The organism is Geodermatophilus sp. SYSU D00867 (assembly GCF_054050315.1).
This window is the reverse complement of the sequence record NZ_JBJGZC010000020.1, coordinates 1-25,793: the sequence shown is the minus strand read 5'-3', so window position 1 is coordinate 25,793 and position 25,793 is coordinate 1. Positions and strand designations below refer to the sequence as shown.

The 25,793-nt window shown below is 77.0% G+C and carries 20 protein-coding genes; 11 read left to right on the top strand and 9 right to left on the bottom strand.

Going from position 1 to position 25,793, the window contains the following annotated elements:
• The first annotated feature begins 27 nt into the window (after nt 1-27).
• From ACI8AK_RS18190 to ACI8AK_RS18180, 3 genes are all read left to right on the top strand, one after another.
• A complete protein-coding gene (locus tag ACI8AK_RS18190) occupies nt 28-1,533 on the top strand; it encodes a glycerol-3-phosphate dehydrogenase/oxidase (protein ID WP_456957388.1) in 1,506 nt (501 codons plus the stop codon).
• 145 nt (nt 1,534-1,678) lie between these two features.
• Complete coding sequence (locus tag ACI8AK_RS18185) at nt 1,679-4,009, top strand: glycoside hydrolase family 65 protein (protein WP_387990593.1); 2,331 nt, start codon at nt 1,679-1,681, stop codon at nt 4,007-4,009.
• Between the two features lie 74 nt (nt 4,010-4,083).
• Nucleotides 4,084-4,878: a methyltransferase domain-containing protein gene (locus ACI8AK_RS18180; RefSeq protein WP_456957387.1), complete on the top strand. Its 795-nt coding sequence runs from the start codon at nt 4,084-4,086 to the stop codon at nt 4,876-4,878.
• A 45-nt stretch (nt 4,879-4,923) separates the two neighbouring features.
• Here the strand turns inward: ACI8AK_RS18180 and ACI8AK_RS18175 are convergent, their stop codons facing one another.
• On the bottom strand, nt 4,924-5,676 hold the full coding sequence (locus ACI8AK_RS18175) for a MerR family transcriptional regulator (protein ID WP_387990587.1): 753 nt from the start codon (nt 5,674-5,676) through the stop codon (nt 4,924-4,926).
• A 156-nt stretch (nt 5,677-5,832) separates the two neighbouring features.
• Between ACI8AK_RS18175 and ACI8AK_RS18170 the strand changes: the two genes are divergently transcribed.
• The gene (locus tag ACI8AK_RS18170) at nt 5,833-6,723 is read left to right on the top strand and encodes a haloalkane dehalogenase (RefSeq protein ID WP_456957385.1); all 891 of its coding nucleotides are present in this window, start codon (nt 5,833-5,835) and stop codon (nt 6,721-6,723) included.
• An 84-nt stretch (nt 6,724-6,807) separates the two neighbouring features.
• On the opposite strand, the gene ACI8AK_RS18165 is transcribed toward ACI8AK_RS18170, so the two are convergent.
• Both ACI8AK_RS18165 and ACI8AK_RS18160 read right to left on the bottom strand, forming a co-directional pair.
• Nucleotides 6,808-8,244 (bottom strand): diguanylate cyclase domain-containing protein, encoded by a 1,437-nt coding sequence (locus ACI8AK_RS18165; protein ID WP_456957383.1) that lies wholly within the window; start codon nt 8,242-8,244, stop codon nt 6,808-6,810.
• 61 nt (nt 8,245-8,305) lie between these two features.
• Nucleotides 8,306-8,905: a TMEM165/GDT1 family protein gene (locus ACI8AK_RS18160; protein ID WP_387990578.1), complete on the bottom strand. Its 600-nt coding sequence runs from the start codon at nt 8,903-8,905 to the stop codon at nt 8,306-8,308.
• Nucleotides 8,906-9,228: 323 nt separating this feature from the next.
• Between ACI8AK_RS18160 and ACI8AK_RS18155 the strand changes: the two genes are divergently transcribed.
• Nucleotides 9,229-10,350, top strand: a complete 1,122-nt coding sequence (locus tag ACI8AK_RS18155; protein ID WP_456957381.1) for an MFS transporter — start codon at nt 9,229-9,231, stop codon at nt 10,348-10,350.
• A 94-nt stretch (nt 10,351-10,444) separates the two neighbouring features.
• Here the strand turns inward: ACI8AK_RS18155 and ACI8AK_RS18150 are convergent, their stop codons facing one another.
• Both ACI8AK_RS18150 and ACI8AK_RS18145 read right to left on the bottom strand, forming a co-directional pair.
• Nucleotides 10,445-13,069, bottom strand: coding sequence for a diguanylate cyclase domain-containing protein (locus ACI8AK_RS18150; RefSeq protein ID WP_456957379.1), 2,625 nt, complete (start codon nt 13,067-13,069; stop codon nt 10,445-10,447).
• Between the two features lie 113 nt (nt 13,070-13,182).
• Nucleotides 13,183-14,916, bottom strand: a complete 1,734-nt coding sequence (locus ACI8AK_RS18145; RefSeq protein ID WP_456957377.1) for a GGDEF domain-containing protein — start codon at nt 14,914-14,916, stop codon at nt 13,183-13,185.
• A gap of 106 nt (nt 14,917-15,022) precedes the next feature.
• Between ACI8AK_RS18145 and pheA the strand changes: the two genes are divergently transcribed.
• Nucleotides 15,023-15,958, top strand: a complete 936-nt coding sequence (gene pheA, locus ACI8AK_RS18140; protein WP_456901504.1) for a prephenate dehydratase — start codon at nt 15,023-15,025, stop codon at nt 15,956-15,958.
• A gap of 61 nt (nt 15,959-16,019) precedes the next feature.
• Here the strand turns inward: pheA and ACI8AK_RS18135 are convergent, their stop codons facing one another.
• Nucleotides 16,020-18,116 (bottom strand): MMPL family transporter, encoded by a 2,097-nt coding sequence (locus ACI8AK_RS18135; RefSeq protein ID WP_456957375.1) that lies wholly within the window; start codon nt 18,114-18,116, stop codon nt 16,020-16,022.
• Nucleotides 18,117-18,174: 58 nt separating this feature from the next.
• Between ACI8AK_RS18135 and ACI8AK_RS18130 the strand changes: the two genes are divergently transcribed.
• Nucleotides 18,175-18,633, top strand: coding sequence for a MarR family winged helix-turn-helix transcriptional regulator (locus ACI8AK_RS18130; protein ID WP_387990561.1), 459 nt, complete (start codon nt 18,175-18,177; stop codon nt 18,631-18,633).
• A gap of 90 nt (nt 18,634-18,723) precedes the next feature.
• On the opposite strand, the gene ACI8AK_RS18125 is transcribed toward ACI8AK_RS18130, so the two are convergent.
• The 3 genes from ACI8AK_RS18125 to ACI8AK_RS18115 form a co-directional block, all read right to left on the bottom strand.
• Entirely contained in the window at nt 18,724-19,059 is a 336-nt protein-coding gene (locus ACI8AK_RS18125) for a GroES family chaperonin (RefSeq protein ID WP_387990558.1), read from the bottom strand.
• A gap of 94 nt (nt 19,060-19,153) precedes the next feature.
• A complete protein-coding gene (locus ACI8AK_RS18120) occupies nt 19,154-19,501 on the bottom strand; it encodes a metallopeptidase family protein (RefSeq protein ID WP_387990556.1) in 348 nt (115 codons plus the stop codon).
• Nucleotides 19,498-20,931, bottom strand: coding sequence for a GuaB1 family IMP dehydrogenase-related protein (locus ACI8AK_RS18115; RefSeq protein ID WP_387990553.1), 1,434 nt, complete (start codon nt 20,929-20,931; stop codon nt 19,498-19,500). Before ACI8AK_RS18115 ends, ACI8AK_RS18120 begins: the two co-directional genes overlap by 4 nt.
• A gap of 89 nt (nt 20,932-21,020) precedes the next feature.
• Here ACI8AK_RS18115 and serS point away from each other — a divergent pair, with 89 nt between their 5' ends.
• The 4 genes from serS to ACI8AK_RS18095 all read left to right on the top strand — a co-directional run bounded on the left by serS (nt 21,021) and on the right by ACI8AK_RS18095 (nt 25,742).
• Nucleotides 21,021-22,313 (top strand): serine--tRNA ligase, encoded by a 1,293-nt coding sequence (gene serS, locus ACI8AK_RS18110; protein WP_456901508.1) that lies wholly within the window; start codon nt 21,021-21,023, stop codon nt 22,311-22,313.
• Nucleotides 22,310-23,236, top strand: a complete 927-nt coding sequence (locus ACI8AK_RS18105; RefSeq protein ID WP_387990547.1) for an HAD family hydrolase — start codon at nt 22,310-22,312, stop codon at nt 23,234-23,236. Before serS ends, ACI8AK_RS18105 begins: the two co-directional genes overlap by 4 nt.
• Nucleotides 23,229-24,032 (top strand): Cof-type HAD-IIB family hydrolase, encoded by an 804-nt coding sequence (locus ACI8AK_RS18100; RefSeq protein ID WP_387990545.1) that lies wholly within the window; start codon nt 23,229-23,231, stop codon nt 24,030-24,032. Before ACI8AK_RS18105 ends, ACI8AK_RS18100 begins: the two co-directional genes overlap by 8 nt.
• 69 nt (nt 24,033-24,101) lie before the next feature.
• On the top strand, nt 24,102-25,742 hold the full coding sequence (locus ACI8AK_RS18095) for a methyl-accepting chemotaxis protein (RefSeq protein WP_456957373.1): 1,641 nt from the start codon (nt 24,102-24,104) through the stop codon (nt 25,740-25,742).
• Nucleotides 25,743-25,793: the final 51 nt, after the last annotated feature.

Here is a 25,793-nt window from a genome sequence, read left to right as displayed (position 1 = left end):
GCCGGTGCTCCGACCGGGACCCCGCACGTGACCGGCGGGCCCGACCTCACCCCGGAGCGCCGCGCGGCCGACCTCGAGGCCCTGGCCGGCGGTGTCGACGTCGTCGTCGTGGGCGGGGGCGTGACCGGCGCCGGGGTGGCCCTCGACGCCGCCGCCCGCGGGCTGTCCGTGGCGCTGCTCGAGCGCACCGACCTCGCCGCCGGCACCAGCCGGTGGTCGAGCAAGCTGGTGCACGGCGGCCTGCGCTACCTGGCGCACGGCGAGGTCGGCCTGGCGCGGGAGAGCGCCCGCGAGCGCGCCGTCCTCATGCGCACCACCGCGCCGCACCTGGTCCGGGCGCTGCCGTTCCTGGTGCCCGACGCCGCCGGCCGCGACGTCAGCGCCGTCGGCGCGCTGGGCGGCCGGCTGGGGGACGCGGTGCGCCGGTCGGTGCGCGGCGGGCGCGGCTCGCTGCCCGGCACCCGCCGCGCCGGCGCCGCGGAGGTCGCGCGGCTGACGCCCGCGGTGCGCCCCGGCCGCGGCGGCGCGGTGTTCTGGGACGGTCAGCTCACCGACGACGCGCGGCTCGTCGTCGCCCTGGCCCGCACCGCGGCCGCGCACGGCGCGCGGGTGCTCACCGGCGCCCGGGTGACCGCCGTCGACGGGGGCGAGGTGGCGGTGGAGGTCGACGGCGCGGCGCTGACCGTGCGGGCGGGCGCGGTGGTGAACGCGACCGGCGTGTGGGCGCAGGCGCTGGCGCCGGGCATCCGGCTGGCGCCCTCGCGCGGCTCGCACCTCGTCGTCCGCGCCGGCCGGCTCGGCGACCCGGTCGCGGCGCTCACCGTGCCGCTGCCCGGCTCGCGCTCCCGGTACGTGTTCGCGCTGCCGCAGCCGGGCGGGCTGGTGTACCTGGGGCTCACCGACGAGCCGGTGCCCGGGCCGGTCCCGGAGGAGGACCCGGTGCCGGCCGACGCCGAGGTGCGGCAGCTGCTCGACACCGTGAACCGGGTGCTGGCCGTGCCGCTGACCCGGGACGACGTCGTCGGCTCCTACGCCGGGCTGCGGCCGCTGGTGCTGCCCCGGTCGGCGGGGGCGGGGCCGGGCGACGCCACCGCGGACCTCTCGCGGCGGCACCTGCTGCGGTGGGACGGACCGGTCCTGTCGGTCGTCGGCGGCAAGCTGACCACCTACCGGGCGATGGCCGCCGAGGCCGTCGACGCCGTCGTCGCGCGGCTGGGCCGGGGCGCGCGCCGCTCGCCGACCGCCCGGCTGCCGCTGGTCGGGGCGGCGTCCCCGGCCGAGCTGGCGCGGGTGGCCGCCCCGGCGCGGCTGGTCGCCCGGTACGGCACCGAGGCGCCGCGGGTGGCCGCGCTGGGGACGGAGCCGGTGGTCGGGGGCCGTCCGGAGACGGTGGGGGAGCTGCGGTTCGGCGCGCTGGCCGAGGGGGCGCGGAGCGTGGCCGACCTGCTCGACCGGCGGGTGCGCCTCGGCCTGGTCCCCGCCGACCGCGCCGCCGCCGTGCCCGTCGCGGAGTCCGTCCTGGCCGGGGCATAGGAGGCGGTCCGCACCCGCGGCCCCCCGGCGTGGGGGGAGCGTCCTGTGCCGCCGCCGGTCGCGCGGGTGCGCGCCGGGCGGTAGGACGGGGAGCGGGACCCGGCCGGGTGCCCCCGACAGCCCTCCGAGACCGCGAGGACCCGCCGTGAGCGCCCCCAGACTCGACGTCGCCCCCTGGACGGTCCGCGAGCCGCACGTGGACACCGGGACGCTCGACGTCGCCGAGTCCCTCTTCAGCCTGTCCAACGGCTACGTCGGCATCCGGGGCACGCTCGACGAGGTCGAGCCGTTCGGCATGCGCGGCACCTACCTGTCCGGGGTCTACGAGACCCACCCGCTGTCCTATCCCGAGGGCGGCTACGGGCAGCCCGGCGAGGGGCAGGCGCTGCTCACCGTCACCGACGGCACGCCGCTGCGCCTCCTGGTCGACGGCATCCCGCTCGACGTGCGGGAGGTCCGGCCGGAGGTCCACGAGCGCACGCTGGACCTGCGCGCCGGCACGCTCGACCGGCTCGTGCGCTGGACGACGCCGCGCGGGACGACGATGGAGGTCACCTCGCGGCGGCTGGTCTCGCTGGCGGAGCGGTCGATCTGCGCCGTCCGGTACGAGGTCCGCGCGCTGGACGGGCCGGCGCACGTCGTCGTGCGGTCCGAGCTGGCCAGCGGGGCGGTGACGCCCACGGGCGTGGACAACGACGACCCGCGCGTCGCGGAGTGCCTCGACAACGCCTTCGAGCCGCTGGTGCACGCCTCCGCGGCGACCGGCGGCACCCTCGCGGCCCGCACCCGGCGGTCGGGCATCACGGTCGCGGCCGCGGTCGACCACGTGGTCGACCGCGGGCACGTCAGCTCCGACGCCGACGAGCACCGCGTCGTCACCACGGTCGCCGCCGACCTGGCCGCCGGCGGGGCCCTCGCGATCACCAAGGTGGTCGCGCACACCTGGTCGCTCGACGCGTGGGCGGGTTCCCTCGTGGGCCAGGCGTCCGCGGCGCTGGCCTCCGCCCTCGACCTGGGGTGGGAGGGCCTGCTGGCGGCGCAGCGCGGCGTGCTCGACGAGTTCTGGGCCACGGCCGACGTCGAGGTCGACGGCGACCCCGAGCTCCAGCAGGCGCTGCGCTACAGCGTCTTCCAGCTGTTCTGCTCCGCCGCCTGCATCTCCGGCGCCCCCGTCGGGGCCAAGGGCCTGACCGGCATGGGCTACAGCGGCCACACCTTCTGGGACGTCGAGGGGTTCGTGCTGCCGGCACTGACCCTGCTGCGCCCGGACACGGCGGCCCGCCTGCTGCGGTGGCGGGCGGAGACGATCGGCTCCGCCCGCGAGCGCGCCCGGACGCTGGGCCGGGCGGGCGCGGCGTTCGCGTGGCGCACCATCAGCGGGCCCGAGGTGTCGGCGTACTGGCCGGCGAGCACGGCGGCGATGCACGTCAACGCCGACGTCGCCCGCGCCTTCTGGCTGTACGAGAACGCCACCGGCGCCGACCTCGACGACGTCGGCGGCCTGCCGGTGCTGGTGGAGACGGCGCGGCTGTGGATGTCGCTGGGGCACGAGGACGCGGCCGGGGCGTGGCACCTGTTCGGCACGACCGGTCCGGACGAGTACACCGGCGTCGTCGACGACAACGTCTTCACCAACCTCATGGCGCGGGCCAACCTGCGGCGCGCGGCCGACGCCTGCCGCAGGTACGAGGCGCGGGCCGCGGAGCTCGGTGTGGACCACACCGAGACCGCCGCCTGGCGGGCCGCGGCCGACGCGGTCCACGTGCCGTGGGACGAGGGGCTGGGCGTGCACCCCATGAACGCCAACTTCACGTCGTACGAGGAGTGGCCCTTCGAGGAGCAGTGCGACGCCTACCCGGTGCAGGAGCACAACCACTACGCCACGTTCTACCGGCGGCAGGTGCTCAAGCAGGCCGACCTCGTCCAGGCGCTGTGGTGGTGCCGCGACGAGTTCACCGACGAGGAGGTGGCGCGCGACCTCGAGTACTACGAGGCGCGCACCGTGCGGGACTCCTCCCTGTCGGCCGCGGTGCAGGCGGTGGTGTGCGCGCAGGCGCAGCACCCCGACCTCGCCCTGCGCTACCTGCGCGAGTGCGCGCTCGTGGACCTGCGCGACGTCCGGCAGGGGACGGCCCAGGGGCTGCACCTGGCCTCGGTGGCCGGGGCCTGGCTGGCGCTCACCGCGGGTCTGGGGGGTATGCGCGAGGACCACGGGGACCTCGAGATCGCGCCGCTGCTGCCGTCGTCGCTGTCCCGCACGGCGTGGCACGTCACCTGGCGCGGCAGCGTGCTCCGCGTCGAGACGACGCAGCAGGGCACCACGCTCACGCTGGTGCGCGGGGAGGGGCCGATGACCGTCGTCGTCGACGGCGCCGCGCAGGCGGTCACGACCACCCCGGTGCGCGTGCCCCTGCGCGCGCCCACGCCGCTGCTCAGCGAGCCGCGGCAGCCGGCCGGGCGCGAGCCGCGGACCTGACGCCCCGTTCGGTCCCATCCCGTCCAGTGAGATGACCGTTCCGCTGTACGGGACGAACGGAGCAGGATGCCGGCGTGGACACCTACACGCACGGGCACGCCGAACCGGTCCTGCAGTCACACCGCTGGCGCACCGCGGAGAACTCCGCCGCGTACCTGCTGCCGCACCTGCGCCCCGGGCTCGAGCTGCTCGACGTCGGGTGCGGGCCGGGCACGATCACGGTCGACCTGGCCCGCCGGGTCGCGCCCGGCCGGGTGCTCGGCCTCGACGTCTCGGCCGACCCGCTCGGCGAGGCCCGGGACCTCGCCGGGCGGGAGGGCGTCGCGGTGACCTTCGCCGTCGGCGACGTGTACGCCCTCGACCTGCCCGACGACTCGGTCGACGTCGTCCACGCCCACCAGGTGCTGCAGCACCTCACCGACCCGGTGGCGGCGCTGCGCGAGATGGCCCGTGTCTGCCGCCCCGGCGGGCTGCTCGCCGTCCGGGACGTGGACTACGCCGCCACGTGCTGGTTCCCCGCCGACGCCGGCCTGGACCGGTGGCTGGAGCTCTACCACTCGGTCGCCCGCGCCAACGGCGCCGAGCCCGACGCCGGCCGGCGGCTGCTGTCCTGGGCGCACGCCGCGGGCCTGCGCGACACCACCGCGACGACCGGCTCCTGGTGCTACGCCTCACCGGCCGAGCGGGAGTGGTGGGGCCGCTCGTGGGCCGGCCGCGCGACGGCGTCGGCGTTCGCGGAGCAGGCGCTGGGCTACGGCCTGGCCACGCGGGACGAGCTCGAGGAGCTCGCCGCCGCGTGGCTGCGCTGGGCCGCCGCCGACGACGGCTGGCTCGCCATGCTGCACGGCGAGCTGCTGGTCCGCGTCTGAGCCCCGGGGGTGGCAGGGGACGGCCGTCCCTGCCGCCCCTCGGGCTCAGCCCTGGCGGGCGGCGTTGGCCTGCACGGCGGTGCTCACCCACTGCGCCAGGCCCGGCGCGACCCGCTCGTAGGTGGCCGTGAACCGCTCGTCCTCGACGTACATCCGGCCCAGCGCCGCGTGCACCTCCGGCGGGCAGTCGTAGAAGTTCCGCGTGACCTGCTGCCGGTGCTCCTCGGCGAGGTCCATCGCCTGCGGCGAGCCGGGCGCGACGCCGGCCCGCAGCGCCTCGGCCATCCGCCGCACCAGGTCCTCGCCCTCGGCCTTGATCCGGAGCCAGTCCTCCTTGGTGTAGGCCGCGGTCCGCCGCTTCGACTGGGCGTAGGCGTCGGTGTCGCCCCACCGCTCCTGCACCTCGGCCTCGTACTGCTCCGGGTCGTGCTCGCCGAACACCTCGAACCGCTCCTCCGGGGTCAGTGCGATCCCCATCTGCCTCGCCTCCATCTCCTTCTCGACGGCCGCGACCATCGCCTGTGTCCGCTCCAGCCGGTCCCGCAGCAGCCGGTGCTGCCGGCGCAGGTGCTCGGCGGGGTCGGCGGACGGGTCGTCCAGCAGGGCCGCGACCTCCTCGAGGGGGAACCCGAGCTCGCGGTAGAGCAGCACCTGGTGCAGCCGGTCCAGGTCCGCCGCCGAGTAGCGGCGGTAGCCGGCCGCGGTGCGTCCCGACGGCGACAGCAGCCCGATCCGGTCGTAGTGGTGCAGCGTGCGCACCGTGACGCCGGCCAGCGCCGCCACCTCGCCCACCTTCACCCCGGGTCCCTCCTCCCTGACGGCGACGAGTGCACAGCCTGACGCTGCGTCAGGGTCAAGCGCGATCGTCGCGTCAGGGCCGGGCGCGATCGTCGCGTCAGGGCCGAGCGCGGTCCCCGGACGGCGGAGGAGCAGCGCCTGGGCGAGGATGCCGGGGTGGCCGCTGAGGACGTCTCGCCCGAGGACCCCTTCCCCCGGCAGCGGGTGACCGTCCGGGGCACCGAGATGGCCTACGTCGACGTGGGTGAGGGCGACCCGATCGTCTTCCTGCACGGCAACCCGACGTCGTCCTACCTGTGGCGCAACGTGATCCCGCACGTGCAGCACCTCGGCCGCTGCATCGCGCCGGACCTGGTCGGCATGGGGGAGTCCGGGAAGCTGCCCGACCCGCAGCGGGGCACCTACTCCTTCGCCACGCACGCCGCGCACCTGGACGGGCTCCTCGAGGCGCTCGGGGTGGAGCGGCGGGTCACCTTCGTGCTGCACGACTGGGGCTCGGCGCTGGGCTTCTCCTGGGCGCACCGCCACCCCGAGGCGGTCCGCGGCCTGGCCTTCACCGAGGCGATCGTCACCCCGATGACCTGGGCCGACTGGCCGGCGGACGGCCGGAAGATCTTCCGGGCCATGCGCAGCGAGGACGGCGAGGTCGTCGTCCTCGACAAGAACGTCTTCGTCGAGCGGATCCTCCCGGCGTCCGTGCTCCGCGGACTCCCCCCGGAGGTGCACGAGCGCTACCGGCAGCCGTTCCGCGAGCGCGAGGACCGCTGGCCGACGCTGGAGTGGCCGCGCCAGCTCCCCATCGCCAACGTGCCGCCGGCCGTCCACGACGTCGTCGCGCGGTACGGGCACTGGCTGCGGACCAGCGCCGTCCCGAAGCTGTTCGTCGACGCCGAGCCCGGGTGGCTGCTGACCGGGCGGGCACGCGGGCTGGTGCGGAAGTGGCCGTCGGTCACCGAGGTGACCGTGCCGGGCTCGCACTTCGTCCCCGAGGACTCACCGCACGCGATCGGCCGGGCGCTGGCCGACTGGATCCCCACGCTGCCCTGAGCGGCTGCCGGGCCCGTCCGGGACGGCGCCCGGGCTGCGGCGGCAGGGTCGAGCACCGCCCGAGCCCCGTCCCCGGCGCGGAGGTCAGCGGCGACGGGAGCGCTTGACCTCGTACATCGCCGCGTCGGCGCGGCGCAGCAGGCTGTCGGCGGTGTCACCCTGCCGGGAGAGGGCGACGCCGGTGCTCGAGCGCAGCGGCGGCCCGCCGTCGGTGGGGGTCGCGAGGGTGGCCGCGATCCGGTCGACCAGGCGCCGGGCGGCGTCCTCGGTGCCGGTGCCGGGGCACAGCACGACGAACTCGTCGCCGCCGATGCGGGCCACGGTGTCGCCCGGGCGCACCGCCCCCCGCAGCGCCGCGGCCATCCGCAGCAGGGCGGCGTCGCCGGCGGCGTGGCCGAGGGTGTCGTTGATGGCCTTGAACCCGTCGAGGTCGCAGTACAGCAGCGCGGCCGCCAGGCCCTCGCGCGCCTGGACCTGCAGCGCCTGCGCGAGCCGGTCCAGCAGCAGCGCCCGGTTCGGCAGGCCGGTGAGCGCGTCGTGCAGGGCGGCCTCGCGCAGCCGGGCCTCGAGCTCACGCTGGGCGGTCACGTCCATCATCGCGACGACGGCGCCGGTGGGCCGGCCCGCGGCGTCGCGGATGCGGGTGCCCGAGGCGCGCACCACGCGCAGGGGAGCGCCGGGCAGGTCGATCGCCATGTCGGCGTCGCGCACCCGCCCCTCGGCGTGGACGCGGGCCAGGGGGACCTCGGCCAGGCCGAGCCGCCGCCCGTCGGGTGTGCTCAGCCCGAGGGCCTCGACGACGTCCTCGGTGAGCCGGGCGCCCTCGACCTGGCCGGCGTGCCCCTCGGGGAGCCCGTGCCACTGCCGGCCGAGCCGGTTGACCAGCGTGATGCGCCCCTCGGCGTCGGCGGCGACCACCCCGACGGGCAGCGCCTCCAGCAGCGCGCGGGTGAAGGCCTCGGAGCGGGCGGCGTGCGTCGCGGCGGCCCGGGCCTGGTCGCGGGCGGCGGCGTTGGCGGTGGCGAGGTCGGTGAGCTGGCGGGCCTGCCGGCTCCGCTGGAACAGCGCCACCACGACCGCGGCGAGGTCGGCCAGCCGGTTCCCGGCGCCGGGGGCGAAGGCGTGCGGCTCGGAGTCGAAGACGCACAGGGTGCCCACCGTCGCCCCGTCGACGACCAGCGGCGCGCTGGCGTAGGCGCGGACGCGGGCGCGCCGGCCGTCCACCCAGGGGTTGCCCGCGTACCGCGGCTCGGCGGCGAGGTCCCCGTGCACCCGGACCCGCGGGCTCCCCGCGTTCATCACGTGGCATAGGGACTCCTCGCGCGGCGACGAGGAGCCCAGGAAGCCGTGCGGCACCAGCTGGTGCTGCTCGCAGGCGTCGAGCAGGTTGACCGTCGCGTACCGCACGCCCGCCACGTCCGCGGCGACGCGCACGACGGCGGCCAGCTCGGCGTCCCGGGCGAGCTCGCGGACGTCGAGATCGGCGACGGCGTCGCGGTCGGGCGGGGTGGAGACGGTCATGGCGGAGGCAACGGCCGTCTCGCCCGTCGTCCACACCGCCACGCCCGCGGCCGTGCCCCGATCAGGTGAGGGCGCGGACGGTCTCCACGGCGGCGAACACGGCGAAGACGACGAACAGCCCCGCGGCCACCCGGCGGATGAGCGCCACCGGCAGCCGGTCGGCCAGCGCCCTGCCGAGGAACACCGCCAGCCCCGAGACGGTCAGCAGCGCCGCCCACGCGCCGACGAACACCGACACCGGCGCGTCGAACCGGGCGGCCAGGCCCGCGGTGGCCAGCTGGGACAGGTCGCCCCACTCCGCGGCGAACAGCACGCCGAAGGAGATCGCGGCGGCGCGCAGGAACGACGTCCGCTCCCGGGCGTCGGCCGCCTCCCCGCCGTCCTCGGGCCCCTCGGACGCGCTGCGCCACAGCAGGACCGCCCCGACGAGGAACAGCACCGCCACGACGCCGCTGACCAGCGCCTCCGGCAGCAGCGACAGCAGGCTGCCCGCGGTGACGGCGATGGCGACCTGCAGGCCGAAGGCGGTGCCGACGCCGACGAACACCGGCAGCGGCGGGAACCGGGTGGCGAGGACGAGGCTGGCGAACAGGGTCTTGTCCGGGAGCTCGACCGGCAGGACGAGGGCGAACGCCGTCACGACGACGGACCAGACGATCACGGGTGGGTCTCTCTTCCGCTCGGCACGGCCGGGCGGGGGCGCACGCCTCCGACCGGCAGCGCGACGACTGCTCAGGCCGGAGGTCTCGCCCACCCGCGCGGGGCGCGGGCCCGCTGACCGGGCGGCTCCCGGGGGAGCGCGCCAGCGTGTCGACCAGCGGACGGGGGGCTACTCCCCTCCTCGGCCGCCCAGGCTAGTCGACGGGCCCCGGGAAACCCGGTGCGCCCGGGTGTGGGGCTCGTTACCGTCGTCCCGTGCCGTTCCGTTGACGCCCGTCGTCCGCCGTACCGCCGTCGCCCGCCCGGCCGCTGGCCCGCCTGGCCGTGGCCTGGACCGCGCTGTCCGGGCTGGCGCCCGTCTACCCGCTCTACGCGCTGCTGTTCCTCGACACCGGGCTGAGCCCGGCCCAGGTCTCGGGCCTGTTCGCGCTGTGGTCGGTCACCGGCCTGGTCGCCGAGGTGCCCACCGGGGTGCTGGCCGACCGCTGGTCGCGTCGCGGCGCGCTGGTGCTCGCCGGGGTGCTGGAGGCGGTCGGCTTCGTCCTCTGGACCGTGGCGCCCGGGCTGCCCGGCTTCGCCGCCGGGTTCGTCGTGTGGGGCGTGGGCGGCGCGCTGGTCTCCGGTGCCGCCGAGGCGCTGGTCTACGAGGCGCTGGCCGCCGTCGGCGCGGAGGAGGAGTTCGTCCGCGTCCAGGGCGCGATGACGGCGACCGAGCTGCTCGTGCAGGTGCCCACCGCGCTGCTGGCCGGCGTGCTCGTCGAGGCCGGCGGCTACGCGCTGGTCGGCTGGGCGAGCGTGGGGGTGTGCCTGGCCGCCGCGGCGCTGGCCACCCGTTTCCCCGAGACCACCCCCACCGGGGACGACGACGGCGGCCCGGGCCTGCGTGCCGCCGTGGGCGAGGCGCTGCGCCGGCCGTCCCTGCGGCTGACCGTGGTCGCCGTCGCGCTGCTCGGCGGGCTGGACGCGCTGGAGGAGTACTTCCCGGTCATGGCCCGCGACCGCGGCGTCCCCACCGAGCTGGTGCCCACCGCCGTGCTGGGGGTCGCACTGGCCGGCGCGGCGGGCGCGGCGCTGGCCGGCCGGCTGGGGCGGCTGCCGTCGCGGGCGCTGCCGGTCCTGCTGGCCGTCTCGGCGGCGCTGCTGGCGGCCGGGGCGCTCGCGGGGACGCCCGTCGCGCTGGCCGCCGTCGCGCTGTCCTACGGCCTGTACCTGGCGGTGCTGGTGGTGGGCGAGGCGCGGCTGCAGGAGCAGGTGCCCGGCGCGGCGCGGGCCACGGTCACCTCGGTCGCGGGCCTGGGCATCGAGCTGGCGTCGCTGCTGGTGTTCGCCGCCTGGGCGCTGGGCTCCGCGCTCGCCGTCGCGGCGCTGTTCCTCGCCGTCGTGCCGATCACGTGGTCGGCCTTCCGGCCGACACCGCGGCCAGGTGCCGTCCCCGAGCGGCGCTGAGCCCTGCCACGCCGTCCCGGCCAGGAGCCTCCGGCCCCGCGACCGGTCCGCCGTCCTCCGCAGGGCGGCTCGCCACCCGACGTGGCGCCCCTCCCTACCTGGCGGTGCGGCGGGCGATGCGGGCGGCGAAGACGCCGGCGGCGTGGCCGTTGTCGATGTTGCTGACCACGACGCCGGGCGAAGCCGAGTTCAGCATCGTCAGCAGCGCGCCGAACCCGCCGAACGAGCCCGGCTGACCGGTCGAGGTGGGCACCGCGACGATCGGCACGTCGGTCATCGCGCCCACCGTGCCGGCCAGCGAGGCGTCCAGGCCCGCGACCACGACCAGGCAGTCGACGTCGTCGAGCAGGGTGCGGTCGGTGAGCAGGGGGCGCAGCCGGCTGCCGCCGACGTCGTCGACCCGCACGACCTCGGTGCCGGTCACCCGCGCGACGAACGCGGCCTCGGCGGCCACCGAGGCGTCGGCGGTGCTCGCGCACAGGACGCCGACCCGGCCCAGCGGCTCGGGGATCGGCCCGACGGCGGCCGACATCGCCGCCGCGTCCACCGTGGTGGAGCCGTCGTACGCGGCGGCCAGCGCGACCAGCGTGTCGGCGCTGGCCCGGACGACCAGCGCGGGCCGGTCCGGGTGCGCCGCGCGGGTCTCCCGGACCAGGGCCAGCACCTGCTCGGTGGACCGGCCCACGCCCCAGACGACGTCGGGCTCGGCCGGCGCCAGGCGGGCCGGGGCGGCCGGGGGCGCCGGGGCGAGCGCGGGCTGGCCGGCGCTGCCGAGCGACAGCGGCGGGTCGGCCAGCAGCGCGGCGAAGCCGCCGACCGGGTCCAGCGGCGAGGACTGCACCGGGCCGACCTGCACCGACGCGCGCGCGGCCGGCCGGGCCGGCGCCGGCGGGGGCTCCGCGGGCGTGTCCGGGGCGCGGGTCTGGGTGACCGCCGACAGCCGGACGACGCGGTCGCGGCCGCTGCGCTTGGCGTCGTAGAGGACGCCGTCGGCGGCGGCGAACAGCGTGCGGCGGTCGTCGCCGCGGGTGGCCGAGGCGATGCCGACGCTGATCGTCACCGGCACGGGCAGGCCGAGCGCGGTCCAGTCGTGCGCGGCGACGGCGCGGCGGATCCGCTCCAGTGCCCGCTCGGCCTGCTCGGCGGTGGTGTCGGGCAGCAGCACGACGAACTCGTCGCCGGCCCACCGGCACACCTCGTCGGTGTCGCGGCACCCGGCCAGCAGCAGGTCGGCGACCGCGCGCAGCACCGCGTCGCCGCCGGGGTGCCCGACGGCGTCGTTGATGGCCTTGAACCGGTCGACGTCGACGACCGCCAGCGCCGGCGTGGTGCCCGCGCTGAGCAGCCCGTCCAGCCGCGCCTCGGCGTAGCGCCGGTTGGGCAGGTGGGTGAGCGGGTCCTCGTAGGCCTGGCGGCGCAGCTGCCCGGCGGCGCGCTCGTTCTCCAGCAGGCTCTTGCGCCGGCCGAACAGCTCGACCCAGCGGGTGCGCCGCTCGTCGACCCGGTCCAGCTCGTCGGCGAGGTAGGCCTGCAGGTAGGGCAGCGCGCGGCCGGCGTCGTCGAGCTCGGCGTGCAGCGTGCACAGCTCGCGCAGCGCCGCCCGCCGCAGCCGGGGCAGGCCGTGCTCGGTCGCCAGCGCCAGCGCCCGGGCCAGCTGCTCGTCGGCGCTGCGGCCGTCGCCCTGGCGGCGCAGCGCCCGGCCCAGCCCCAGCAGCGCCGAGGCGAGCAGTGCGCGGTCGCCGGTGGCACTGGTGGTGCGGACGGCGGCGCGCAGCGGCCCGGCCGCGGCGGCGGGCTCGCCCAGCCCGACCAGCGCCCAGCCGTGCACCACCTGCGCGGCGACCACGCCGTCGGCGTCCGGCGGCAGCTGGGCCAGCGCCTGCTCGGCCAGCTCGCGGGCCTCGGCGAAGTGGGTCCCGGCGGCCTCGGGCTCGCCGTCGTCGAGCAGCGCCTCGCCCAGCTCCGCGCACAGCGCGCCCAGGCACGTGGCCGCCCGCGCCACCAGCACGTCGGGGTCGCCGTCGTCGGGGCCAAGCGTGCCCTGCCCGGCAGCCGCGGCGGCCGTCTCCAGGGAGCGGCGCTGGTAGTCCAGGGCCAGCGGCATGAGCTCGAGGTCGGCGAGGACGCCGGCCAGCGTGCCGAGGGTGTCGACGAGCAGCGCGTCGGGCGGGAGCGCGGGGTCGAGCAGGCTGGCGGCCTCGACCGCCTCGTCCATCGCCGCGTCGATCCGCCGCGACAGCAGCTCGATGCGGGCGTGCCGGGCCAGGCCCGCGGCGCGCTGGACGGCGTCGTCGGTGGCGTCGAAGGCCGCCTTGGCCGAGCGCACCAGGGCGATGGCCTCGGCGGCGTGCGCGGCCGACTCCGAGCGCGGGTCGCCGTCGCCGGAGGCCCGGTCGGCGGCGCGGTCGTCGCCGCGCTCGAGCAGGCCCGCGACGCCGGCGTGCAGGTCCAGCGACTCGGTCGCCTCCGGCGCGTCCAGCGGCTCGCCGACCAGGGTGAAGCCGGCGACGCGCAGCCGGCGGACCAGCAGCTCGGCGCGCAGGGTGTCGGCCCAGGCGCGGCCGAGGGAGGGTTCGCCGTCGTGCCCGGTGGCGGCGCCGGACGGCCCGGCCCCGTAGGGCGTCGACGGGTCGACGACCGACAGCAGCCGCTCGGCGTCGTCGAGCTGCCAGTTGGCGAGGGCGGCGGTCACCCGGTGGTGCAGGGCTCCCGGTGGCACCACCGCACTGTGCACGCCGTCGTGCGGTTCCACGGGGAGCGCGGGCCGGGCGCGCCGTGTGGCGCCGGTCCCGTCGCCCGTCGCGTCACTGGCGTCCCAGGCGCGGCCGGCGCTCACGACGGCGTCCCCCCGGCCGCGTCGCCGGCGGGCCCGCCGTCCCCCGTGCTCCCGTCGGCCGTGCTCCCGTCGGCCGTGCTCCCGTCCACGAGGCCCGGCGCGCGGACCCGGTTGCGCCCGCCCCGCTTGGCGGAGAACAGGTGCAGGTCGGCGGTGTCGAACAGCGAGCGCCAGCCGACCGGCGCGGTGTCGTCCTCGGCCGCGGGCGCGGTGGCCACGCCGATGCTGACGGTGATCGGCTCGGGGAGCGCGAGGTCGGCCCAGTCGGCGTCGGCCACGGCGGCGCGCAGCCGCTCGGCGGCGGCGACGGCCTGGGCGGGGCTGGCCGTGGGCAGGACGACGAGGAACTCGTCGCCGGCCCAGCGGTAGACCTCGTCGCCGACGCGGCTGTGCTCGCGCAGCAGCGTCGCCACCCGGCGCAGCACCTCGTCGCCGTGCGAGTGGGAGGTGTCGTCGTTGACCTCCTTGAACCGGTCGACGTCGACGACGGCCAGCGACAGCGGCTCGGCGCCCAGCCGCAGCCCGGCCAGCCGGCGCTCGGCGCTGCGCCGGTTGCCCAGCCCCGTCAGCGGGTCCTCGAGGGCGTGCCGGCGCAGCACGGCGGCCTGCCGCTCGACCTCGCGCAGCCGGCTGCGGCGGACGAACATCTCCGCCCACAGCTCCCGGCTGCGCGCGTGCGCCCGGCCGGTGTCCGCGCGGTAGGCGTCCAGCCAGTGCAGCGCCTCGGCGGGCCGGCCCATCGCGGCGGTGGCCTGGCCGAGCTCGAGCAGGCACTGCCGGTAGCGGCGCCGGTCGGCGGTGGCGGCGAAGGCCCCCGCGGCGTCGACGAGCAGGTCGGCGGCCTCCTCGCCGTGCCCGCCGCCGGTGTGCACCTGCGACAGCCGGGACAGCAGCCGGGACAGGGCCAGGTCGGCGTAGCCGCGCAGCCAGGTGCTGCCGGCGCGGTGCACCCGCCGGTGCACGCTGCGCAGGGGGCCGAGGGCGTCGTCGAGGTCGTCGTGGCAGGCCAGCGCCCAGGCCTGGACGACGTCGAGCAGGGCGAGGTCGCCGGGATCGGGCTCGACGTCGAGCGCGCGGGCGTCGTCGGCGCAGGCCAGCGCAGCACCGGCCAGCTCGCGGGCCCGCCCGGCCTCGCCGCGGCGGCGCAGCGTCTGGGCCAGCTCGGTGTTCTGCTGGGCGCGCAGCTGCAGCAGCTGCCACCGGTCGGCGGGGTCGGCCAGCGCGGCGGCCACCCGGTGCCCGCGCTCGGCCTGCGCCACGGCGAGCTCCTCGAGGTCCAGCGCGGTGAGGGTGAGCGACAGCCACAGGTGCGCCTGGGACAGCGCGCGCGAGGGCTCCTCGGCGGGAGGGGACAGCTGCTCGGTGAGCAGGCTCGCGTCGACGGCGAGCAGCATCGCGGCGTCCGGGTGGTCGGCGGTCGCCTCGACGTGCGCCAGGTAGGCCAGGACCAGGGCCGTCGAGGCCGACGGGGGACAGGCGCCCAGCGCGTCGCGCGCGGCGGCCACCTCGGCGCCGGTGGCGTCCCGGTCGCCGTCGAGCAGGCCGCGGCGGGCGCCCAGCGCGTGCCGCCAGGCCGCCCAGCGGGGGTCGCTCGCCGCGCCGAACGCGGCCTCGGCGTCGTCGAGCCCGTCCCGGAAGGCGTCGGCGTCGTCCCGGCTGCTCGCGGTCAGCAGGCGCCGCAGTGCAGCATCGAGGTCACCGTCGGTGACGGGTGCGGGGCCGGGGGTCACGCATCCCTCCTCCTCGACGCCGGGTGGCCGGCCGCACGGGCCGGCGGCGAGGCAGTTCCCCCCGGACCCGGACTGCGCCCCGGCCCGACCGCACTACCCTCGTCGGGTGCCCCAGACGCCTCCGACGCGGTTCGCCTATCTCGGGCCCGAGGGTACCTTCGCCGAAGCCGCGCTGAGCAGCGCCGTTGCCCCCGGGGAGGGAGTGCGCCGGCCCGCGGCCAGCGTCGCGGCCGCGCTGGCGGCGGTCCGCGCCGGGGACGCCGACGCCGCCCTCGTGCCGCTGGAGAACTCGGTCGAGGGCTCGGTCCCGGCCACGATGGACGGCCTGACCGACGGCGACCCGCTGGTCATCACCCGCGAGGTGTTCCTCCCCGTCTCCTTCGTCCTCGCCGCGCGCCCGGGCACCCGGCTCGGCGACGTCCGCGCCGTCGTCAGCCACCCGCACGCGCTGGCGCAGACCGCGCGCACGCTGGCCGAGCGGCTGCCCGGCGTCCCGACGCTGCCGGCCTCCTCCACCGCGGCCGCGGCCCGGGCGGTCGCCGAGGGCGGGTCCGACGCCGCGGTGTGCGCGCCGATCGCCGCCGAGCGGTACGGGCTGGTCCCGCTGGCCGACGACGTGGCCGACTTCCCCGGTGCGGTCACCCGCTTCGTGCTCGTGTCCCGCCCCGGGGCGCTGCCGGAGCCGACCGGTGACGACAAGACCTCGCTGGTCGCCGTCGTCGCCGACCGCACCGGCGCGCTGCTCGACGTCCTGCGCGAGTTCGCCGTCCGCGGGATCAGCCTCACCCGCATCGAGTCCCGGCCCACCCGCGACCGGCTGTGGGTCTACTCGTTCTCGCTGGACTGCGAGGGGCACGTCGCCGAGGCGCGGGTGGGGGAGGCGCTGGCCGCGCTGCACCGGGTCTGCGAGGACGTGCGCTTCCTCGGCTCCTACCCGCGCGCCGACGGCCGCACCAACCGGCCGGTGCCCGCCGAGGCCGCCGACGCCGCGTTCACCGAGGCGGGCGAGTGGCTCGCCCGCCTGCGCGCCGGCGAGGTCTGACGGAGGACCCTCCTGCCCCCACCGCCCGCAGGCCCGCGGCGTGCCCCTGCGGGAGGGCCGGTCAGGCGGGTTCCAGCTCGCGCTCGGGGGCGGTGGCGCGGCGGCGGGACAGGCGGCTCGGCCACCAGGTGCGGTCACCGAGCAGCGCCACCGCCGACGGCACCAGCAGCGAGCGGACGACGAAGGTGTCGAGCAGCACGCCGAACCCGACGAGGAACGCCAGCTGGGTGAGGAACAGCAGCGGCAGCACCGCCAGCGCCCCGAACGTCGCGGCCAGCACCATCCCGGCGCTGGTGATGACCCCGCCGGTGACGGCCAGCGCGCGCAGGACGCCGTCGCGGGTGCCGTGCCGCGCGGACTCCTCCCGCGCCCGGGTCATGAGGAAGATGTTGTAGTCGATCCCCAGGGCGACGAGGAACACGAACCCGATGAGCAGGATGCCGGGGTCGCTGCCCGGGAAGCCGAAGACGCCGTCGAACAGCAGCGCGGCGACGCCGACCGTCGCGCCGACGCTGAGCACCACGGTCGCCACCAGCAGCAGCGGCGCCACCAGCGAGCGCAGCAGCAGCGCCAGGACGACGGTGATCACCACGAGCACGCTCGGCACGATCACGCGCAGGTCGCGCGCGGCGGTCTCCCGGGCGTCGAGGTTGCTCGCGGTGTCGCCGCCGACGAGCGCGGCCGGGTCGGCGTCGTCGAGCGCGGACCGCAGGTCCTGAACGACGTCGATGGCCTCGGTGCTGTCGGCCGGGACGGCGAGGGTGACGTCGAGGCGCACCAGCCCGTCGACGACGAGAGGGTCGCCGCCCGGCTGGCCGCCGGTGAACGGGACGGCCGACGCCACGCCCTCGGTGGCCGCGGCGACCTCGGCGACCTCCGGCCACGTCCCCTCCGGCGTGACGACGACGGTGGGGCTGCCCGAGCCGGCGTCGAAGTGGCGGGCCAGCGCCTCCTGCCCGTCGACGCCGTTGGACCCGCCGCGGATGGCGTCGCTGAAGGTGATGCCGCTCGCGTCGTACGTGGGCGCGAACACCGCCGCGGCGACCAGCGCCAGCGTGCTGAGGGCCAGGACGCGCCGCGGCCGGCGGCCGACCAGCGCCGCGACCCGCCGCCACCCGCGGCCCTCGCGCGGCTGGTCGCCGACGTGCGGGCGGAACGGCCAGAACGCCGCCCGCCCGAGCAGCGCGAGCGCGGCCGGCAGGAAGGTGAGCGCGGCGACGACGGCGAGCGCCACGCTGACCGCCGAGATCGGCCCGAGCCCGCGGTTGGACGCGAGGTCGGAGAACAGCAGGCAGAGGACGCCGAGGACGACGGTCGCGCCCGAGGCCACGATCGGCTCCCACGAGCGGCGCAGCGCCACGCGGATCGCGGTGAACCGGGACGGCTCGCGCTGCAGTTCCTCGCGGAAGCGGGCGACCAGCAGCAGCCCGTAGTCGGTGGCCGCGCCGACGACCAGGATCGCCGCGATGCCCTGGCTCTGGCCGTTGACGGTGATCAGGTCGGCGTCGGCGAGCAGGTAGGCGACCGCGTTGCCCGCGGTGAGCGCCAGGCCGGCGGTGCCGATGACCAGGAAGGGCAGCAGCGGGCTGCGGTAGACCACCAGCAGGATGAGCAGCACGACGCCGAAGGCCGCGGCCAGCAGCAGCCCGTCGATGCCGGCGAAGCCGTTCGCGAAGTCGGCGAAGATGCCGCCCGGTCCGGTGACGAACGCGTCGGTGCCGTCGACGGCGATCGCGGCGCGCAGGTCCTCGACCACGGCCACGACCTCGTCGCCCAGCTCGGGGGTCAGCGGCAGCACCGCCTGCACCGCCTCGCCGTCCTCCGACGGGATCGGCGGCGAGGCCTGCCCGGCCAGGGCGCCGGCGTCCTCGGCGACCGCGGTGGCCTCGGCGAGCGCCCGCCCGACGGCGTCGAGGGTGGCCGGGTCGAGGGGCCCGTCGGCCTCCCACAGCAGGACCGCCGGGATGGCCTCGGTGGGGGAGAAGGCCTGGGAGAGCTCCGCGACGCGCGTGGACTCCGCGCTGTCGGGGAGGAAGGCGGCGGTGTCGTTCTCCTGCAGGCCGGTGAGCTGCCCGCTCAGCGAGCTGAGCGGGCCGGCGGCGCCCAGCCAGGCCAGCAGGACGAGCAGGGGGAGCAACCAGCGGACCCGACGGGCCATGGTGAGATCCTCTCGGGGGCCGATAATCTCGGTGTTCGAGACATTAGGGGGTGGGTCGATGGTGCGCAACGACGGCGAGCGGGCGGAGGTCCCCCTGCTGCTGCGGCGGCTCACGGTGGAACTCGACGCCGTCGGACAACGCTTCGCCGACAGGCACGGTCTCGGGCGCACCGACGTCCGCGCCGTCATCGCGATCATGGACGCCGCCCGGGCCGGGGAGCCGCTGACCGCGGGCGGACTGGGCGCCGCGGTGGGGCTGAGCTCGGCGTCGGTGACCGCGCTGGTGGACCGGCTGGAGCGGGCCGGTCACGTGCAGCGCGTGCGCGACCCGGCCGACCGGCGCCGTGTCGTCCTGCAGATGACCGCGCCGACGACGGCTGCCGGCGCCGCCCACTTCGGCGGGCTGCAGCGGGAGCTGCTCGCGGCCCTGGAGGACTTCACCGACGCCGAGGTCGCCGTCGTCCGCCGCTGGCTGACCGCGATGACCGACGTCGTGGCCCGCCACGCCCGGGCCTAGGGAGTGACCCGCGCGGACCGGGCGCCGTCCTCCGCGTGTGCACGCACCGTGCCGCGGCCCACCCGCGGACCGCGGTGCGTGCACACGGCGTCAGAGGTACAGGCCGGTGGACTCCTCGATCCGCTCCGCGGCGACGGCGTGCACGTCGCGCTCGCGCAGGATGATCAGCTCCTCGCCGTGGACCTCGACCTCGTGCTGGTCCTCGGGGGAGAACAGCACCTGGTCGCCGACCTTCACCTGCCGCACGCTCGAGCCGACGCCGCGCGCCTCGCCCCACACCAGCCGCTTGGCGACCTGCGCGGTCGCGGGGATGAGGATGCCGCCGGTCGAGCGCCGCTCCCCGTCCTCCCTGCGCAGGGCCACGAGGATCCGGTCGTGCAGCATCTTGATCGGCAGCCCGCTGCCCCTGGCGACGTCGGATGGCACGGTGATCACGGTACGCGGTGGTGAGGTGCTGGAACGGCCCCGTCCAGGGGCCCGCCCCGAGCGTGCGGGGGGTGAGGGGGACGGGGTCCTCCCGTCATCCCCAGCCCAGCTCGTGCAGGCGCTCGTCGTCGATGCCGAAGTGGTGGGCGATCTCGTGGACGACGGTGACCGTCACCTCCTCGACCACCTCCTCGGCGGTCGAGCAGACGTCGCAGATGGCCTCGCGGTAGATCATGATCCGGTCCGGCAGCGCGCCGCCGTACTGCCAGCCGCGCTCGGTCAGCGCGTACCCCTCGTAGAGGCCCAGCAGGTCCGGCTCGTCCTCGTTGCGGTCCTCCACCAGCACGACGACGTTGTCGAGCAGGGCCATCAGGTCGGCCGGCACCGCGTCCAGCGCGTCGGCGACCAGGGACTCGAAGACCTCCCGGGGGAGCGGCCTCACCAGCTGGTGGGCAGAGGGCGGCCCTCCTCGTAACCGGCCGTGCTCTGCACCCCCACCACCGCCCGCTCGTGGAACTCGTCGACGGTGCGGGCCCCGGCGTAGGTGCACGACGAGCGCACCCCGGCGACGATCCCGTCGACCAGGTCCTCCACGCCGGGCCGGGCGGGGTCGAGGTACATCCGCGACGACGAGATGCCCTCCTCGAACAGCGCGGCGCGGGCGCGGTCGAAACCGCTCTGCTGCGCCGTCCGCGCCTTGACCGCGCGCGCCGAGGCCATCCCGAAGGACTCCTTGTACAACCGGCCGCTGCCGTCGTCGTGGATGTCCCCGGCGCTCTCGTAGGTGCCGGCGAACCAGGAGCCGACCATCACGTTGGCCGCGCCGGCGGCCAGCGCCAGGGCGACGTCGCGGGGGTGGCGCACCCCGCCGTCGGCCCACACGTGCTTCCCCAGCCGGCGGGCCTCGGCGGCGCACTCCTCGACGGCGGAGAACTGCGGCCGGCCGACGCCGGTCATCATCCGCGTGGTGCACATGGCGCCCGGGCCCACGCCGACCTTGACGACGTCGGCCCCGGCCGAGACCAGGTCGCGGGTGCCCTCGGCGGTGACCACGTTGCCCGCCACCACCGGCACCGACCCGGCCACCGACCGGGCCGCGCGCACCGCCTCGACCGCCTTCTCCTGGTGGCCGTGCGCGGTGTCGACGACGAGCACGTCGACCCCGGCGGCCAGCAGCGCGGACACCTTGCCCGCGACGTCGCCGTTGATGCCGACGGCGGCCGCGGTGAGCAGCTGCCCCTGCGCGTTGACCGCGGGCGTGTAGACCGTCGAGCGCAGCGCGCCCTTGCGGGTGATGACGCCGACCAGCCGCTCGCCCTCGACCACCGGCGCGGCGCTGACCCGCTCCTCGGACAGCACGTCGAAGACCTTCGGCAGCTCGGTGCCGGCCGGGATGGTCAGCGGGTGCTCGGCCATGACCTGCGAGAGCTGGCTGAACCGGTCCACGCCCTGGCAGGCGCCGTCGGTGACGACGCCGACGGGCACGCCGTCCTCGACCACCACCACGATGCCGTGCGCGCGCTTGGTCATCAGCGACAGCGCCTCGCCCACGGTCGAGCCGGGGGACAGGGTGATCGCGGTGTCGTAGACGGGGTGCCGGGCGTGCACCCAGGAGACGACCTCCCCGACGACGTCGACGGGGATATCCTGCGGCAGCACCGCGAGGCCGCCGCGGCGGGCGATCGTCTCGGCCATCCGCCGGCCGCTGATGGCGGTCATGTTCGCGACGACGACCGGGATGGTCGTGCCCACCCGGTCCGGCGTGGTCAGGTCGACCTCGAGCCGGGAGCCGACGGTGCTGTGGTTGGGCACCATGAACACGTCGGCGTAGGTCAGGTCGGTGGGCGGGCGCTGACCGTCGAGGAACCGCATGCCCCCGAGTGTCCCAGCCCCTGCCCCTCGCGGGGTGCACGTCGTCGCGTGCGCGGGGTGATCACCGGCGGCCCACCTACGATCGAGGCGTGATCGACCTGCGCCTGGTGCGCGAGCACCCCGACGTCGTCCGTGCCAGCCAGCGCGCCCGCGGCGCCGACGAGTCCCGGGTCGACGCGCTCCTGGCCGCCGACGAGGCCCGCCGCGCCGCCGTCAAGCGCGCCGACGACCTGCGCGCGGAGCAGAAGGCGGCCTCGCAGGCGGTGCGCGGCGCGTCGAAGGAGGAGCGCCCCGCCGTCCTGGAGCGGGCGAAGGCGCTCGCCGCCCAGGTCAAGGAGGCCGAGGAGGCCCAGCGCGCGGCCGACGCCGCGCTGCGCGAGGCCCACCTGGCCATCCCGAACGTGGTCCACGACGACGTCCCGCCCGGCGGCGAGGACGACGCGGTCACCCTGCGCACCGTGGGCGAGGTGCCGTCCTACGACTTCGAGGTGCGCGACCACCTGCAGGTCGGCGAGGCGCTCGGCGCCATCGACATGGAGCGCGGCGCGAAGGTCTCCGGCGCCCGGTTCTACTTCCTCACCGGCCCCGGCGCGCTGCTCGAGTTCGCCCTCGCCCAGCTGGCGATCACCCGCGCGGTGGCCGCCGGGTTCACCCCCGTCGTCGCGCCGGCGCTGGTCAAGCCCGAGGCGATGGAGGGCACCGGCTTCCTCGGCGAGCACGACGAGGAGGTGTACCGGGTCGAGCGCGACGACCTGTACCTCGTCGGCACCTCGGAGGTGGCGCTGGCCGGGATGCACGCGAACGAGGTGCTCGACCTGTCGGCGGGACCGCGCCGCTACGCCGGCTGGTCGTCCTGCTTCCGCCGCGAGGCCGGCTCCTACGGCAAGGACACCCGCGGGATCATCCGGGTGCACTGGTTCGACAAGGTCGAGATGTTCAGCTTCTGCCGGCCCGAGGAGGCCGCCGCCGAGCACCTGCGGCTGCTCGCCTGGGAGGAGGAGTTCCTCCAGGCGCTCGAGCTGCCCTACCGGGTGGTCGACATCGCCGCCGGCGACCTGGGCACCAGCGCCGCCCGCAAGTACGACATCGAGGCCTGGTTCCCCAGCCAGGGCACCTACCGCGAGCTGACCAGCACCTCGGACTGCACCACCTTCCAGGCCCGCCGGCTGGCCATCCGCCACCGCGACGAGGACGGGCGGCCGCAGACGGCGGCCACGCTCAACGGCACGCTGTGCGCCATCGCCCGCACCATCGCCTGCCTGCTCGAGGTGCACCAGCGCGCGGACGGCTCGGTGCACGTGCCGGCGGCGCTGCGGCCGTGGCTGGGCGGCCACGAGGTCCTCACCCCCGGCATGACCCTGGCCGCGCCGGTGCCCGCGTGAGCAGCCAGCCGCCGGCCGCGCTCCCGGTCCCCGGGGCGGCGGTGCCGGAGGCCGGTGACGTCGTCGACCTCGGCGGCGTGCTCGACGAGCTCGGGACGTGGCGGCCACGCCTGGTGGCCACCGACCTCGACGGCACCCTGCTCGACTCCTCCGGCGAGGTCAGCCCCCGCACCCGCGCGGCGCTGGACGCCTGCTGGGCCGCCGGCATCCCCGTCGTCGGGGTCACCGGCCGCGGGCCGCGGCTGGTCGACAGCGTGCGGGCGGCGCTCGGCGGCCGCGGCATCGCCGTCCTCGCGCAGGGCGGCTACGTCGTCGACCTCGAGCGCGACGAGGTGCTGCGCACCGTGGGCCTGCCGCGCTCGCAGGCCGAGGCCGTCGTCGCCCGGATCGAGGAGGTGGCGGGGGACCTCGTGCTCGCCGTCGAGGACGCCGCCGAGCAGGCCGAGGCCCGGGCGGCGCTGCGCGTGCAGCACGGCTTCGACTGGCCCTACCCCGAGCCCGCGCACCTGCTGCCCCGGCACTCGGTCCTCCCCGAGGGGGCGGTGCTCAAGGTGTTCCTCCGCTCGTCCACGCTCGGGCAGGACGAGCTGCTGGCCCGCGCCCGGCGCGTCGTCGACCCGGCCGAGGCCGAGCTGACCCACGCCGGCCTCGGCTTCATCGAGGTGCTGCCGCCGGGCGTCACCAAGGCCACCGGCCTGGCCGTCGCCCTCGACCACCACGGCGTGGACCTGGGCGACGTCCTGGTCTTCGGGGACATGCCCAACGACCTGCCGATGATCGGCGCGGTCACCGACGCCGGCGGGCACGCGGTCGCGGTGGCCAACGCGCACCCGGCCGTCCGCGCGGCCGCCCGGGGCCGCACCGGCGGGCACGACGCCGACGGCGTGGCCCGCTACCTCGAGGCGGTGCTGGCCGGTGTCTGACTGGCGCCCGCGGCTGATCGCCAGCGACATGGACGGCACGCTGCTGCGCTCCGACGACACCGTGAGCCCGGCGACCGTGGCCGAGCTGGAGCGGTGGCGGGCCGACGGCGTCCCGGTCGTCCTGGCCACCGGCCGCCCGCCGCGGTGGATGCACCGCATCCGTCAGGTCCTGGGCCGGGGCACCGCGGTGTGCTGCAACGGCGCGGTGCTGCTGGACCTGGAGACCTTCGAGATCCTCGAGGAGGAGGCGCTCCCGCCCGCCGTGCTCGCCGACGTCACCGAGGGCCTGCGCCGGGTGCGGCCGGACACCTGGTTCGCCGTCGAGTACGGCCTGGAGTTCCGGCACGAGCCGGTCTACCGGCCGCGCTGGGACGTCGACGCGCCCGGCGTCGCCGAGGCGCCGCTGGAGGAGATCGTCGCCGTGCCCGCGGCCAAGCTGCTGGCCCGCCACGAGGACATGGGCCGCGACGAGTTCGTCGCCCTGGTCGAGGACGTCGTCGGCGACCGCGCGACGGTCACCAACTCCTCGTCCGACGCGCTCGCGGAGATCTCCGCCCGCGGCGTCACCAAGGCCACCGGGCTGGCGCGGGTCGCCGCCCGGCACGGCGTCGGCCCGGGCGACGTCGTCGTGTTCGGGGACATGCCCAACGACATCGCGGCCTTCGACTGGGTCCGCGAGGGCGGCGGCCGGGCCGTCGCGATGGCGCACGCCCACCCGGACCTGCTCGCCGCCGCCACCGACGTCACGGGCACCAACGACGACGACGGCGTGGCCGCCTTCCTCGCCTCGCTCTGAGCCGGCTCAAGCCCGCGGCCGGGCTGCCGATGTGGAACGCGACCGATCGCGCGCCACGGAGGGCAGCACATGAGCACCACCCCGACCCGCGTCCCGCAGACGCCTCCTGCCGAGTCCGTGACGGGAGGGTGGGGGCTGCGCACGCGACTGCTGGGCGCGATCCTCGTCGTCGCCCTGACGACGATCGGCATCGGTGCCTTCGGTATCGACCGGATGGCCAGCCTCAGCGACCGGGCCGACCGGGTCTACAGCGACGGCGCGCTGCCGGTGGCCGGCCTGCAGCAGCTGCAGGTCGACTGGTGGCAGCTCATGACCCACACCGCGCGGGCCAACATCGTGACCCTGCCGGCCGAGAGCCGCGCCTCCGCGCAGCAGAAGGCCGGTGAGACCGCGCAGACGCTCACCGAGGACACCGCCGCGGCGGCCGGGCTGCCCATGTCGGCGGAGACCCGCGCGTCCTACGAGGAGTTCGTCGGCGCCTCGCAGGCCTACCTCGCCGACCTGCAGCTGCTGGTCGCCGGCGCGACCCCGACCGGCAGCACCCTGCCCCTGGCGGAGCAGCAGGCGATCATCACCCGCCTCAACGCCAACGAGGCCGTGATCGCCGACTCCCTCGCCGCGGCCACCGAGACCGCCCGGGTCGACGCCGAGGCGACCGCCACCGACGCCGCCGACGCCTACGCCGCCGCCCGCACCCTGACCCTCGTGATCATGGCCCTGGGTCTGGTCGTCGCGATCGTGCTCGCGGTCCTCGTCGCCCGCAGCGTCACCCGGCCGGTCGAGCGGATCCGCGAGGTGCTCGGCAAGGTCGCCGGCGGCGACCTGCGGGTCCGCGCCGGCGAGGCCGGCGGCGGCGAGCTCGGCGAGGTCGCCCGCTCGCTGGACCGGACGCTGGACTCCCTCAGCGGCGTGCTCGTGCTCGTCCGCGACTCCGCCGGCCGGCTGCAGGGTGCCTCCACCCGGCTCGACTCCGCCGCCAGCGGCATCGCCGAGTTCTCCCGCGCCGCCTCCGACCAGACCGACGCCGTCGTCGCCTCCGCCGGTGAGGTGGCCGCCAGCGTCGACACCGTCGCCACCGGCTCCTCGCAGATGGAGACCGCGATCCGGGAGATCGCGCACAACGCCGCCGAGGCCGCCCGCGTGGCCGGTCAGGCCGTGGACGTCGCCGAGACGACGACCCGCACGGTCGGCAAGCTCGGCGACTCCTCGCAGGAGATCGCCACGGTCGTGAAGCTGATCAACGGCATCGCCGAGCAGACCAACCTGCTGGCGCTCAACGCCACCATCGAGGCCGCGCGCGCCGGGGAGGCCGGCAAGGGCTTCGCCGTCGTGGCCAGCGAGGTCAAGGAGCTCGCGCAGGAGACGGCCCGGGCGACCGAGGACATCTCCCGCCGGGTCGAGGCCATCCAGGCCGACACCGCCGGCGCCGTCGAGGCGATCAGCCGGATCAGCGCCGTCATCGGCGAGATCAACGACTTCCAGGCCACGATCGCCGCGGCGGTCGAGGAGCAGACGGCGACCACCAACGAGATGAACCGCAACGTGGCCGAGGCCGCGGGCGGCTCGCGGGACATCGCCACCGCGATCGGCGGGCTGGCCGCCGGCACCCAGCAGACCGGCGCCCGGGTCGCCGACGCCCAGCGCGCCGCGGCCGAGCTCGCCCGCATGAGCGGCGAGCTGCAGGAGGCGGTGGCCCGCTTCGCGGTCTGACCCAGGGCCCGCACCACAGCGGCCCGGTCCCGCCGTCCGCGCGCGGACGGC

What these genes read in the sequence shown, in the direction of transcription:
- ACI8AK_RS18135 (WP_456957375.1), bottom strand. Translation starts at nt 18,116, where the DNA reads ATGGCCCGTCGGGTCCGCTGGTTGCTCCCCCTGCTCGTCCTGCTGGCC.
- ACI8AK_RS18115 (WP_387990553.1), bottom strand. Translation starts at nt 20,931, where the DNA reads ATGCGGTTCCTCGACGGTCAGCGCCCGCCCACCGACCTGACCTACGCC.
- ACI8AK_RS18095 (WP_456957373.1), top strand. Translation starts at nt 24,102, where the DNA reads ATGAGCACCACCCCGACCCGCGTCCCGCAGACGCCTCCTGCCGAGTCC.
- ACI8AK_RS18165 (WP_456957383.1), bottom strand. Translation starts at nt 8,244, where the DNA reads ATGACCGTCTCCACCCCGCCCGACCGCGACGCCGTCGCCGATCTCGAC.
- ACI8AK_RS18130 (WP_387990561.1), top strand. Translation starts at nt 18,175, where the DNA reads ATGGTGCGCAACGACGGCGAGCGGGCGGAGGTCCCCCTGCTGCTGCGG.